We start from the raw sequence: 13,023 nt of genomic DNA on the forward strand, positions 1-13,023 counted from the left end.
GGAGACAGAACCCTCGGCGCGCGTGTAGCTGCGATCGCGGTGGAAGGCGGGCATAAATATAAGACAATCTGCCAGCATGATAGGGGCCGAAACCGGATCGAGTGCATAGGTCAACGTCAGGAGCATCGAGATCGTCGCAAGTGGCCCCGACCCGGGGCAGAACGCATGACGAACGGGAAGTATTTCTTGCCGGATTCGATCTGGTCCCTGCCCCGGGGCGAAAGCCACTGCGCAATACTTCGAGGCAGCTCCCGGAATGAATGAGGAGTCGGGTGGTTGTTACGGCGCTACCACGGCCTTGAACAGCACTCCCCTGAACTGTTCGATCGGTCGTGGCGATCGATCGACCTTCATACGCATCATGGCGCCCTCCCCAGGAGGCGTTTGAGCCGGACAGCGTAGTGTTTGCAGGTCAAACTCAGGGTCCGCTCATGTCCGCCGCGAGTACTGTCGTCGTCTGGGTGCCTCGAGCGTCGCTCGTTTCAGTAAGGGCAGAATTGCAACTTCCCTCCTCTGGAAAGAGTGGTGGAACCGATCGAGGGAACGGCAAATGCGGGAGCATTGACCGATTTGCTTTGCCCGCCTTCAATGCTGCCCAAATCCATACGAGTTTTGCGGGCGGCATTTGCGCTATCGACGATTTCGACCAGAAACCCGAAAGAGGTCGGGCAGGAATTGGATACGATATATCCCGCTCCGCCGGGGATGATCGACACGCACGAACAATCGGCGGCGGACGGAGGGGACATCGGGGGCTTGTTAAGATAGGCGGATATGAAGTCCCGGCATCCCTGAAGCTGGTTCATGACTCGCGGATTGTGCTGCTGCGCCTCGATGACTGCCTCCTCTGGTTCAAGTCCTTTCCGAAGACCGCGCGCATAGGTCTGTCGCGCGCCGGCATCCCGGAAAACCCAATCGATATTCGCCCTCATTTCGTTCATATCGCACGCGTGGGCGGCGCCCGGTGTGGAGCAGCCGCGCAACTCGGCACGACGCCGGCACTCGGCGGCCTTCGTCAGGTCGCCACCCATGCAGGCGGCAGTCATCTGGATCAGTTGGTCGCTACAACTCATGGCCGAGGCGGCAACTCGCGGAAAAACCGACGACAAGCCGATGCCTGTTGCGATGGCAACCAACAACGTGGTGGGACGATAAGACATTTCAGCAACCCAGACTGATCATCGCATTGCGGTTGACGTCCATGCATGCCTTGAAGCTGCCCGCCTGCCCAGAGGATCCTCCCCCGATATTGCGCCAACTTCGTTCACATGTCGCATAGGCAGATCTGAAATGAGCGCATTTGCCCCCGCCGCCACTGCCGCTGCCTCCGCTGGATCCCACACTCGATCCGGCACCGCTGATCGTGGCCCCGATATTGGCACCGATTAGCGCGCCCTCCGCGATACTACCCGCCGCGCCGAGAAGGTCATCGAAGAGGCTTCCGCCGTCATCGCTCTGAGCGACGGGAGCCGACGGCTGCCTGCGGCTCTGTTGGTACTGTCGGTATTTCGCTTCCCGACCGCCATATTCCGCATCGTTTCGTGCGTCCTTTGCCCATTGGCTGAGCTCATCGCCCAGCGCAAACAAATGGCACCTGCTGGCATTTTTCTTCTTGCATGCTTCCTGGACCGCCGACCTCGCCGCGGCCAACGTTGCCTGCCGCCATTGGGAGGAGCAATAGACCTGCTTGCCAACCTCGTAGACGGCCATGGCCTTATTGGCCCGCTGCCCGTGGAAGTTTAGCTTGTTCCAGCTAGCGGCGCAGGCATCGTACAGGCGGTCGCGCTCGCTCAAGGCCGGTGTCGTCGCCAGCGGCATTTCCCACTCGCTTTTGATATAGAACGCGTGAGTGAAATTGCCCTGCACGGGTTCCGCCTGAAAATGCTTGTAGAAGGCCTGCAGCCAGTCGACTTTCGCGGCGCTGGGATATTGGAAGATGAACCTAAGGTAGTTTCCGTCACAGCAACCGGCTGTGGCAAATTCAACCTGTCGATGCGAACCATCCGGGGACTGGGCGGTTACATAGGCATAGGCCGTACTCTTTCCGACTTCCGACTTGATGATCTGGAAGTCCTTATCCCCGCCGTCGGCGAGGTCGTTGCCGGGATATTCGCCTTTGATCGTGTTCAGCAGATCTTCGGCGGTGGTCGATAAGTCCACCTGAATTCTGATGTATTGCTCGCCGTCGCGGAAAATCAGAACGCCGTCCTCGCTTTCCTGCTTTTGAAAGCGCAGTGGAATTTTCGTGATTTCATAGGTCTCCTCGTACCGGTCGAGCGACCAGGTGATAAAGTCCTCCTCCGGCGCCTTGCTGGCCGCAACCTGCGCCGACCCGCTATCGGTCCAGGCAACAGAAAGAAAATTCTTGCCCAGGGCGAGATACGCGTCATTTGGGATCGAAGGACCTTGAAAACCACCTTTGAATTCGCCGATGTCCTTGGCTCGATAGGGTCCCAGAACGACCGCGAACCAGCCATTCTCGGAATTCATTATCTTGACCTGGTGGCCCACATAGGTTTTCGCGATCTCGATCGCTTCGCCGAGATCGGCCCGGCTCGCAAGCACCACCCATTTGCGTCCATCCGCCAAAGTCTGGTTGCTTGCCGCCGAAGACATTTGCGGAGTCAGCGTAGAAATACATAAAGCCCCGCTGAGAAACAGCGTGCGAACAACTCGTGCGGCCTCGAAAATCGACGCAAAGAAATGCCCTTTCCCCACGTGAACACGCCCCTTTTAATTAGCCCTCAAAAACGCGAAGATATACTCGTGATGCAGGACTTGCGCGAAATCCATATCAATTTGCATCATTCGCTTATTCCAGGCCACCGGAGAAAGAATGAACAACAGAATCGAAATATAGTCAAATTTGCTTGTTTCATTCATGAGACGCCGATAACGTCATTTGCCGGCGCGAAGTGCCGGCACACATTAGCTTGGTTAGCCTACGCCGGACTGTCTGCATCTATTAAATTACTGAGGGAGGGGGGATGACTCGCGCGATCTGCATCAGATGCGGCAATGAAAAACACGGCTGCTGGACCCCGTGCCAGAAATGCCGGCACCAGCCATTTGGTATTTCGGAAGTGGCGTGGTCGCTCGTTCTATCTGATCACACAATGACGAATGAGGGCTTGGCCGAGATCGGCGAATTTATCTCAGAAAACAAGCGGCTCCCCAATTTTAGTGAAGAGGTCGAAGCAGCTTTTCGACAGTGTGAGGAAACGGTCAAAGGCTCTGCGCGAGGATTGGTGAAAAAAGGACTGCTTCCGATAGAAGATGCCCTTGAGGCGGAAACACCACTTGTCGAGAGCACGGCTAATATATCGCTGTCGCCTAAGGTCAGGGAAGCCATAGAGGATTTCTGTCTAAATCAAAGCCCGCCTGCGAGACCGGAAGCCGTCCTTGAATGGATCATTGAAGATTGGCTGGAAAGGGAAGGATACTTCAATTAATTTCTTCGCGACCCCTCGGGATCAGCAAGACAGAACTCGCATCAGTTCTCGCGTGTAAGGTCTCGTTAATTGGCGCCATCAACCGGGCACGTGAGCTCATAGACACGGAATTCGAGAGCATGCGAGTGGATCTGACTAAGCAGCGGGAACGTGCTCGGAGCGAATGAGACTATGTTTCAGATGTTGAGGTTGTAACAGACATGGGGCGGATCTTCATAACCGCGAAAATGTGGTTTGCAGCGACATCGGTGGCCCTAGCCGACGAGGCTGGGCCCACGATGCTGATCCAGGGCGTGGCCAATCCTCCAATTGGACACTACGAACAATGCAAGCGCAGCCCTACCGAGTGCGGCGGTCCAATCAAACCTATGGGTCCGCTGAAACTGACGCCCGAGGTAATGAAACTGCTCAAGGATGTTAATTGGTGGGCGAACGCCCGAACTACATCGAAGACGGACGTCGAACTCTATGGAGTTGAGGAATACTGGGCTTACCCGACGGGTGCCGGCGACGTAGAAGACGTTGCTCTTCTAAAACAACGGGAGCTGGCAGATAAAGGCGTCCCGCTTTCCAACCTACTCCTGACAGTTGCAATTACGAAGGAAGGCGAAGGCACTGCGCTGCTCGTGGTGATAACCGACAAAGGCGACTTCATTCTAGACCAGCTGACCGATGAGGTGAAGCTTTGGCGTGATGTGCCTTACACCTTTCTGAAGCGGCAATCTGAAAGCGATTCTAGCCGCTGGGTCAAAGTAAGAGATGTTCGTGACATTAGCGGTAAGCCTTAAAAATGGCGAAGGGATCGTCGGGAGGGTCATCCATGCAATTCAACTTAAGGACGGCGGCCGCCGTCATCTCCGTACTCTTTCTCGCGCACGATAGCTATGCCTCCAATGTCTCTGCTGCGGGTACATGGAGCGGATCTATTAGTTGCAGTTACGGATCCGGCTCTTTGGAAATTATAATCTCTGGATCGGGCACAGTATCGGGAAGCGTCACTAACGGGACGATATTTGAGGGTCGCGTGTCTGGAGGATCCGTGTCCTTCTCGACGCGGAACTGGATGGGTAATATTGCGCGGTTTTCAGGGAATATAGGTGGGAATAGTCTGAGTGGCACATACAAGCAGACCGCCAACTCGGAAGAATGCCGGTTTCAGGCTTCAAGGGTCGCAGGTCCTACTGCCTCGCCAAAAAAGCCGAAAACATCGGCGAGGGAGCAGACACAAAACCGTCCTGCAAATCAGGCCAAAGATGATCCTAGGGCCTGCCGGACGGTGTTCGAGACTGCCGAAGAACTAGAACAGTTATTGCGAAAGGATAAAGAATTTGGCCCTTGTGACTTAGGCCGCAGAACGGTCTCGGAAAGGATTAATCGGCTTAGCTCAAGCATAAGGGGCGCCAACTGCCCTTCGAAGATGGTCGAAATCGACCGCGCGCTAAAGGGTCGGGGCATGACCTGCCAGCAATACTACCACATGAAAAATGCGCCGTCAGGCGACGGCGGAGTGCGCGGATAAGAGTTGCTAGAATGGGGTCAGAACAAGGTAGTTGCCGTCCTCCCCTCACAGCATTGCAAAATGCCAAGGTGATGTGGTTGTAGCCCCAGGACGGAGAAGACGGCAAAATGAAAGACAGGGTGATCAATGGCGGAGGCGGGGCGCGAAGCCGCTACTCAATGGACTAATCTTCTGTTTCCTCGGCAGGCCCATATTGCGAAAGTCAGCGATGTCCGCCTTGAACCAATTCGAACTACCGACCGGCACGAAATTTTGCAAGGTACTGAAAACACATCCATTTCCCGATAATTCGAATGACCCATGGTTTTGACGCAACGCAGATTTTAGGAGGATGCTCTCGACAAGCGATCGCGCCCCTTATGCGCGGTTAGCTTTCGGCTCGACCATAGCCCAATTGTCGTAAGTTCTCCGCCACCCGCCCTTCGACCGCAAGCGCATCTTCCGACCACAGTTCTGCGATCGCGTACAATACGCGGTCGAGCTCCCATGGTAGAACAGACCTGCCCTCGATTTGTGTGAATGGTCCGTCAGATTCGGTTAACAGGCGATCACGGGGGATCATTTTGACGATATCCCGGCCCTTCTGACCATGGATCATCCCTGGTCCCACGCTGAACCAACAGCCCATGGAGACGGCGCGATCCAGCTCTCGCTTTGTCCCCGAAAACCAATGAAGGATTGGTGTTCCTGCGCCTTTGTGCGCTTCGAGCGCATCCAATACCTGCGTGGCCGCCCGCCGACTATGAATAGTCATTACACGACCGCCCGCCTGGTCGCATAGATCTAAAATGCGATGAAACACCCGCTTTTGGGTTTCCCAGTGGGGTCGCAACTCGGGTGAGCCGTCTAACCCGATCTCCCCTACGTATGTGGCTGATGGCAGGAGTCTTTCAAATAAGGGAAGTTCGCCATGGCGTTCATGTGCAATCTGCGGGTGCAGCCCAAGCGCCGTTCTGATCCGCTTTGCCTTATGTGAAAGAGCGAGCGTGCCTTCCCAAGCCGAGGGCGTGTTAGTGACAGAGAGAACATAGATATTCCGGCTCACGCAGGACTGCGTGATTGCAACAGGATCCGGGTACAGATCAAGATGGCAATGGAAGTCAATCACTTAACACCATATAGTCGATGCAGCTCACCGAGTTCGCTTAACCCTCGATATAGCATGCCGCGGACACCGTTACGATCACCAATATCCGGAGGCGACAAGGTGTGGCCAAGCCACCGATCGAGGCCGTCAGCTTTCACCGAAGCCAACGCTATGGCAACGGAACGAACATCATCGAACGACGCGTGGTCTTCATCATCCTTTCCCAAGGGCTCGTAGACGTAGTCCGTCGTATCGCGCTTCGTGTCCCATGCGACGAATGCTGCCCGTCTCACTTGACAGGGAACGCAGCGACCGCAGTGCCGGTAATTGAACCGCTGAAAGCGCCCACAGCTGGTCGAATGCGCAGCCTCGGTCTGAAGGAAAATCTGGTCCTTGCATTCGATAAGCATCTCGCCCTTCGTTTTTTGGGCGTAGGGATTTTCGATCTTCACGTTGAGGCTTGCGGCATCGAGGATCTTCTGGAACCGCGTTAGGAAGAGAGGGTGCGCCGTGCGCGTGCTCAGGCTTCCAAGCCGGGAACCGGTGAGCGGCGGATTGATCGCAATGAACCCATTTTCGCAAACGTAGAGCGGGGCGGTGTTGCCTTTTGCGTATTTCTCCAGCGATGTAGCTACCACCACGCCAAAGGTCAAAAAGATCAGAGAGCGTGCTCGCTGTGACGTTTCCTGCACGGTGGGGGAAGTCGCAACGTGATTGAGCTGCAGGTGCTTCGTCAGACCAATTTCCTGTGCGAAATCCCGTTGCTTCAGACCGTCCCCTCGAACGTTCTGGCTGACTGCCACCGGCTTCAATCCATCACGAGTCAGATCGATTGCGCCAACGAGACTGTCCAGTCCGCCGGACAACAAGACGACGCAGTCTTCTTTCAGCACCGAAATCTTCTTTGGCGGAGCGGGTAAAACGCCGCCGTCATGAAACCGAAGCTTCCAGCGGTCCGTTGTCAGGAAGGCGAGCGCCTGCCGAAATTCGTCGGCCATCGTATTCCAGAAAGCTGGGTCGGAAACGGCGACGTCGAGTTCAATCTCTCTAGTCCAGCCATCGGCGCTGTCATCTCGCAGTACCGAAAAGTCGGCGGTGATGATTGAAAGTGCGATCGAAAGCAGATCCCATGCCCGTCGATGGGGGTTCAGCCCCTTTCGCCGAAGCTCTGCCTTGACGGCTTCACCCGCACTTGCCTCCGAGGGGATGCGTGGCTGACCATACAGGACAACACGCAGATCGCCTTCTTCCAATGGAAGCTCGAACGATCCAGGTCCACAAACGAGCCTCATTCTGCGTATCCCTCGAAAACCTGAAAGGTATCCCGTAGTGCATCTCTAACCACCGCGGCGATACGGTTCGAGTTTACGCTCTTGCCCGCCGCTCTGAGTTTGCGAAAGGAAGCAGCTACGGTCTGTTTGATGTAGTCACGCACCTGTTTCAGGCGACTAAGAGCCACTGTGGCGGTGGGCGCTTTCTCGATGATTGTTTTTCCGACATCGAGTTCGAACCGACGAGCAACATCCATTGCGGTGAAACGCTCGATGGCGAATTCACGCTGTTCCGGTGTCAGGGCAGCCAAATCGGCATCAGGGTACTTCACCAAGAGATCCGAAAGCGAGTCCTTGATGGCGGTTCGTTCAGCCTCGGCGTCCTGAGTGCCGTCGACCGGCCGAACCGCTTCGACGACAGCATCCATCACCTCGTTCGCGGTGCGGCCCGCAAGAAGCGCCGGATCCAGCGCACTGCCTGCGGGCTGTTGCCCCATAGTTTCGAGGATACCGCCGAGTGCACTGGCGGTGGAAGCGGTCCCACCAAATCTGCTGGTCGTCGTCCTCGATCCGCCGTAGCCGTTACGCACGTAGTTTCCCAAGCTGCGGCGCATATCACTTAAGTTTCCGGCCTTCGCAAATTCGCCAAGGCTTCGGCGGGTACCAGCGAACCGGTGACCGGGCGCGAGAGGGGCCGCTGGTGGCGGCACTTTAGGCGCAACGGGTTCGTTGGGAGCGGCATCTACCGGCTCCTGCTCCGGCGGATTTAGATCTGGAGCGGGGTCTAGCGGCGCGTCCGGTGGTTGATCACCGGAAGGCGGATCTTCCGCCGGTGGCGCGGGGGTCCACGCGGGCACCATGGGGACGCCTCCCTTGGGTCCGTTACTCGATTGAGATGTCCCCATTATTGTTCGGCCTTCTCAATCGCTCTTTTGACCACCAGCGGCACGCCCGTGCGCTTCCATTTCTCGAAAACGCCGTCCGCCCAAGGTTGGTCTCCGATTTTCGGAACGATCCCCGGGGTAATCTGCGCCGGTGGACGATCGTTCAGAAATGCCGCCAATCGTAGTCCTTGCTGAGGATCGGCTTTCGCAACCGCGAGGCAGGCTTCCAGGATAGCTGGAACTCCCCATTCTTGTTCTTGATGAGCACGGTCCAAGAGACGATCCATAATGATCGAGGTTTCTACGCGCGACACGCGTGCCAATTTGTCGACCAGGGCCGCAGCCATCTCAGGGTGGGTGAGCATTGCGGTCAATATTTCGGCCGCTTCGGTCGTTAAACGGTCACCGGGCGTTATGAGCGGCGCGTGCTCGCGGCTGACATACAGAGCGCCCAACAACTTCGCATCGTGTAGCGGCGGAGGCAAAGCCAGCCATTCCCTCGAGAAAGGAGCATCCCAGGGCGCGGCAAGGCTTAGGTCTTTTCCCTCTGTGGCCGCTTCTTCCCAATCCTTCAGGAATCTGGGTTTGCCGTCATCGTCTTGGCTAACGGCCTTCAATAGTTCGGCGTAAGCCAACGGGCTACCGAGACGTTCGAACAGGAGAAGCTTGGCGAGGACCGCCTCATCCACGCCGACGCCCTGAGCATTGGAGATCGCCATGCGGATAGAAAGTGCATTCAGGAAACGCTTGATCAGTCGGGGATTACCGACGATGCCCGAGGCAGTCGTCATGATAGGCGCAAGCCTTTCAGCCGTATCAAAACGTCCGATAAGATCTGCCGGTATGTTCTCGTGGAGTCCCGTTACATATGCCTTGTCGACGCGCGCGCCCTGCCACGTCTTTCGCAACTGATCGATTATTCCAACCCGCAGCTTTTCCTTTACGTCGTCCTTCAAGTCGCTGTTTTCGATGTAGAGCAACATCATGTACGCGCGGACTTCCTGCGTTCCCAAGGGAGGAACGCGGATAGGCACCTGGATCAATTTGTCGAAGTAGCTCGTTACAAGTAGATCGTCGGGAACGCCTTCGAAATGCTTGCGGACGGCGTGTTTGATCATGTCGTTGTCGGCCGCGATGACGAATGCCGTATTTTTCAGAAACAGGAACAGCCGTATGGCCTCAAGGGTCGAGATCGTCGTCTCGGGGAGGCAACGGTCAAGGTCGTCGATCAACACGACAAGAGTTACCCCAAGCTCCTCAAGGGTCTCCTCGAAATTATCCCTGAGGGCTTGGATTTCCTTAGGAGGTGAGGTTTCCTCTGCCGGATTGAGAAGCCCGGAGGCAGCACTTGCCACCTCACCCGCTTTCGATTTGGCGTCTTCGATTAGTTTTTGGTCGACGGAACCACCTAGAAACCGCTGCCCCAGCCCCCACACTTCGCCGATGAGCCCAGTTGGAGGAAGTCCCATCGACACCGCTATCGCCGAGCCGGCAGCGAGCTTCATTGCACGCAGCCAGTTCACGCGCTTGATGAGCGCCTTGGCCTTGTCTACTCCTCTTTCGCGCGCTCTTGCTTCCTGCTCTAGCTTCGTCGCGATGACGTCCATCAATGCGGCGCGAGCATCGTCATAACCTTGGTAAAGCCAAGCATTGAATTCGACGAAGACGAAGTCCTTCTCGCCTTCTTTCCTCTCTCGGTTAGCGAGGGATGCTTGGGTCAATTTTATCATGGAGGATTTTCCAATGCCCCATGATCCCGAGACACCGATTGAAATTGGGCGCCCCCGCGCCTGGACGATGATTTCCGCTACTGTGTCGGCCACTCCCGAAAAATTAAGGAAGTCTCTTTCAGTCTCATTATCTGCCCACATTCAAGGCCTCCCACGTCGCGCCTATCGATAGTAAAACCATCGCACCGAGACGTTGCGCCGATGATTCGCGTCACCCTACATTTGCAACGTATTGTTCGCGCCAAAGCTGTGTCAATTTGGAATTCTTGCGTCGCTGGAAATAAGGAAGTCGATGTATATCGAGAAAGTCAAAATCAAGAACTTCAAATGTTTCGAAAGCTGGTTCGAGGTCGATTTCAATCAGGGTGTCAACATCATCGTCGGCAACAACGAAGCCGGAAAATCCACGCTGCTCGAAGCTATCCATCTATGCCTGACGGGTATGCTGAACGGGAAATACCTGCGCAACGAACTATCTCCCTATCTTTTTAACCGGAAGGTCGAGCGGGCGTATCTGGACAGCATCGCCTCGAAACAACCTCTCGATCCGCCGGAGATCCAGATCGAACTGTTTTTCAGCGGTGATCGCGATGCGTTGGAAGACCTGCGCGGAAACGGGAACTCCGAGAAAAACGACAAAGCACGCGGCCTCCTCTTCTCGATCGAGTTCGATAAGAAATATGACGGTGCCTATACAGAGTTACTGAAGAGCAAGGAGATCAACTCGATACCCTTGGAATTCTATCAGGTTCAATGGTCGGAGTTCTCCCGCCAACCGGCGACGGCTCGAGGCGTCCCCATCAAATCGGCGCTAATCGATTCCACGAATACACGCGTTCAGAGCGGTTCGGATATGTATATCTCCCGCATCGTCAGGGAGTTTCTCGACGAAAAGGAACGTGTGGCGATATCGCAGGCCCACCGGAAATTGAAAGATGCTTTCAAGGCCGACGGCAATGTTGGCGCCATCAATAAAAGGCTGGCGGAAGCAGCGAAAATCAGCCGCAAAGATGTGAGTATTTCCGTTGATATGTCGTCCCACAATGCGTGGGAAAACAGCTTGATGACCTACATTAACGAGGTGCCGTTCCACTATATCGGCAAGGGCGAGCAGTGCATCGTCAAGACACGCCTTGCGCTGAGCAGCAAAAAGAACAGCGAAGCAACGGTATTGCTGATCGAAGAGCCGGAAAACCACCTTTCGCACTCAAAGCTCAACCAGCTTATCGGCGACATCAGCACGGACAATAGCGGCAAGCAGGTCATCATCACCACACATAGCAGCTTCGTCGCGAACAAACTTGGACTGGACCACTTGGTACTGTTGCGCGATGCGAAGGTCACACGGATCAAGGATCTGAAAGCGAGTGATTTCTTCCATAAGCTGCCTGGTTACGACACGCTTCGTCTCGTGTTGTCGCAGAAGTCGATCCTCGTCGAAGGCGATGCGGACGAGTTGGTCGTCCAGCGGGCCTATATGGATGCCAACGATGGCAAATTGCCGATCGAGGATGAAATCGATGTCATTTCGGTCGGACTTTCATTCCTGCGTTTTCTCGAACTGGCGACCGCGTTGAAAATCCCGGTCGTGGTCGCGACCGATAATGACGGCGATACTGCTGCGCTCGAAAAGAAATACGCCAAATACGAGGACGTCGAACATATCAAGATCTGCTATGACCCTTTGGTGGATAAGGGCGACCTGGTCCTCAATGGCAAACCGTTCAATTACAACACCCTCGAGCCGAAACTGGTCAAATCGAACAGCGTTGAGACCTTCAATGAGCTCTTTGAAACCAAGCATAATCTCGATGAACTTCATCGTTATATGAAAAACAACAAGACCGAGTGCGCGCTGGCGATCTTCTCGGCGAAGACAAAAATCAGTTACCCGAAGTATATTCTGGATGCGATCGCCAAATGATGGGGCCGAATAAGCTTGTCATAGCTGCGGCAGGCTCGGGGAAGACCACCTACCTCGTCAGGCAGGCGCTTGCTGTTGAAAAGAAGCGCGTCCTCATCACCACCTACACGGAATCGAACGAAGAGGAGATCCGGCGCAAATTTTTCGAAATCCATGGCTCAGTTCCGGGCAACGTGCATATCCAGACCTGGTTTAGCCTGCTAATCGAGCACGGCATCAAGCCCTTTCAAGGCAAGCTGTTCGATTGGGAAGTTGCCGGCATGCTTCTGGTTTCGCAGAGATCCGGTTTTCGCGGTCGTGACCGGCAAGACCGCCCCGTGTATTGGGGTGAAGAAGATTTCCGGCGCTGCTACTTCGACCGTCGAAATCGCGTCTATTCGGACAAATTGGCGAGGCTGGTGATGCGATGCAACGAGGCAGCAGACGGCGCCGTCATCGAGCGGCTTTCCCGTATTTATCCCTTTATTTTCGTCGATGAAGTCCAGGATCTTGCAGGCTACGACCTCAACATTTTGACCGCTCTCTTCAAGAGCCCTTCTAACGTCGTCATGGTGGGTGATCCCCGGCAGGTCACCTACGTCACTCATCTGGAGGCTCGTCTTAAAAAGTATAGGGATGGGGGGATTGCCGACTTCATTCGGGCGGAACTTCCCCGAAAAGTCACGTGCGATATTGATGTGACCAGCCTCATGGCATCGCATCGCAATAGCACCGCGATCTGCGAACTATCGTCGAAGCTCTATCCAAAATTGACGGCAGCGACGGCATGTAAATGCGCCGACTGTAGGCAGCCGGTCCCTGATGATGCGGGTCTCTACATCGTCCGACGTAACGATCTGCCACGCTATCTCAAGACCGGACGACCGGTACAGCTGCGATGGAGTTCCGCCGTTAAGGTTGCATCTGCAGCACTGCCGTCGCTTACGTTCGGACGCTCCAAGGGGCTCGGTTTTGACCGCGTCATTATCTATCCGACGAAAGAAATGATGGACTGGCTGAAGGGCGCCCAATCGGCGTTGAAAGCCGAAACCCGTGCAAAACTCTATGTTGCCCTAACCCGCGCAAGGCATACGGTAGCGGTGGTCCATGACCTTGCCGATGGTGAAGTCGTTCCAGGATTCACATTGTTCCAGTAGCGAAAATTTCCGGAAATGCA

General features: G+C 55.3%; 10 protein-coding genes. 4 read left to right on the forward strand and 6 right to left on the reverse strand.

Features of this window, described 5'->3' with window-relative positions; all coding sequences use genetic code 11:
- Window positions 1-482 precede the first annotated feature (482 nt).
- On the reverse strand, window positions 483-1,160 hold the full coding sequence (locus tag C5J22_RS18975) for a hypothetical protein (protein ID WP_105439453.1): 678 nt from the start codon (window positions 1,158-1,160) through the stop codon (window positions 483-485).
- Between the two features lies 1 nt (window position 1,161).
- Window positions 1,162-2,718 (reverse strand): hypothetical protein, encoded by a 1,557-nt coding sequence (locus tag C5J22_RS18980; RefSeq protein WP_172746700.1) that lies wholly within the window; start codon window positions 2,716-2,718, stop codon window positions 1,162-1,164.
- A gap of 269 nt (window positions 2,719-2,987) precedes the next feature.
- On the opposite strand from C5J22_RS18980, the gene C5J22_RS18985 reads away from it, so the two are divergent.
- A complete protein-coding gene (locus C5J22_RS18985; protein ID WP_172746701.1) occupies window positions 2,988-3,452 on the forward strand; it encodes a hypothetical protein in 465 nt (154 codons plus the stop codon).
- Window positions 3,453-3,652: 200 nt separating this feature from the next.
- Window positions 3,653-4,240, forward strand: coding sequence for a transglutaminase-like cysteine peptidase (locus C5J22_RS18990; protein ID WP_245440462.1), 588 nt, complete (start codon window positions 3,653-3,655; stop codon window positions 4,238-4,240).
- A gap of 1,098 nt (window positions 4,241-5,338) precedes the next feature.
- Here the strand turns inward: C5J22_RS18990 and qatD are convergent.
- From qatD to C5J22_RS19010, 4 genes are all read right to left on the reverse strand, one after another.
- Window positions 5,339-6,079: a Qat anti-phage system TatD family nuclease QatD gene (qatD, locus tag C5J22_RS18995; RefSeq protein ID WP_105439455.1), complete on the reverse strand. Its 741-nt coding sequence runs from the start codon at window positions 6,077-6,079 to the stop codon at window positions 5,339-5,341.
- Window positions 6,076-7,311 (reverse strand): Qat anti-phage system QueC-like protein QatC, encoded by a 1,236-nt coding sequence (gene qatC / locus C5J22_RS19000; protein ID WP_245440463.1) that lies wholly within the window; start codon window positions 7,309-7,311, stop codon window positions 6,076-6,078. Before qatC ends, qatD begins: the two co-directional genes overlap by 4 nt.
- A 35-nt stretch (window positions 7,312-7,346) precedes the next feature.
- Window positions 7,347-7,919: a Qat anti-phage system associated protein QatB gene (gene qatB / locus C5J22_RS31730; RefSeq protein WP_245440464.1), complete on the reverse strand. Its 573-nt coding sequence runs from the start codon at window positions 7,917-7,919 to the stop codon at window positions 7,347-7,349.
- Window positions 7,920-8,233: 314 nt separating this feature from the next.
- The gene (locus C5J22_RS19010) at window positions 8,234-10,084 is read right to left on the reverse strand and encodes a P-loop NTPase fold protein (RefSeq protein WP_105439458.1); all 1,851 of its coding nucleotides are present in this window, start codon (window positions 10,082-10,084) and stop codon (window positions 8,234-8,236) included.
- 151 nt (window positions 10,085-10,235) lie between these two features.
- On the opposite strand from C5J22_RS19010, the gene C5J22_RS19015 reads away from it, so the two are divergent.
- Together C5J22_RS19015 and C5J22_RS19020 are read left to right on the forward strand one after the other, a co-directional pair.
- Window positions 10,236-11,867: an ATP-dependent endonuclease gene (locus tag C5J22_RS19015; protein ID WP_105439459.1), complete on the forward strand. Its 1,632-nt coding sequence runs from the start codon at window positions 10,236-10,238 to the stop codon at window positions 11,865-11,867.
- On the forward strand, window positions 11,864-13,003 hold the full coding sequence (locus C5J22_RS19020) for a UvrD-helicase domain-containing protein (RefSeq protein WP_105439460.1): 1,140 nt from the start codon (window positions 11,864-11,866) through the stop codon (window positions 13,001-13,003). Before C5J22_RS19015 ends, C5J22_RS19020 begins: the two co-directional genes overlap by 4 nt.
- Window positions 13,004-13,023: the final 20 nt, after the last annotated feature.

Source organism: Neorhizobium sp. T25_13 (assembly GCF_002968675.1).
GTDB lineage: Bacteria > Pseudomonadota > Alphaproteobacteria > Rhizobiales > Rhizobiaceae > Neorhizobium > Neorhizobium tomejilense.

Excerpts from the sequence above, each read along its gene's own strand:
- C5J22_RS18975 (WP_105439453.1), bottom strand. The coding sequence starts at position 1,160 with ATGTCTTATCGTCCCACCACGTTGTTGGTTGCCATCGCAACAGGCATC.
- C5J22_RS18985 (WP_172746701.1), top strand. The coding sequence starts at position 2,988 with ATGACTCGCGCGATCTGCATCAGATGCGGCAATGAAAAACACGGCTGC.
- C5J22_RS18990 (WP_245440462.1), top strand. The coding sequence starts at position 3,653 with ATGGGGCGGATCTTCATAACCGCGAAAATGTGGTTTGCAGCGACATCG.
- C5J22_RS19010 (WP_105439458.1), bottom strand. The coding sequence starts at position 10,084 with ATGTGGGCAGATAATGAGACTGAAAGAGACTTCCTTAATTTTTCGGGA.
- C5J22_RS19015 (WP_105439459.1), top strand. The coding sequence starts at position 10,236 with ATGTATATCGAGAAAGTCAAAATCAAGAACTTCAAATGTTTCGAAAGC.
- C5J22_RS19020 (WP_105439460.1), top strand. The coding sequence starts at position 11,864 with ATGATGGGGCCGAATAAGCTTGTCATAGCTGCGGCAGGCTCGGGGAAG.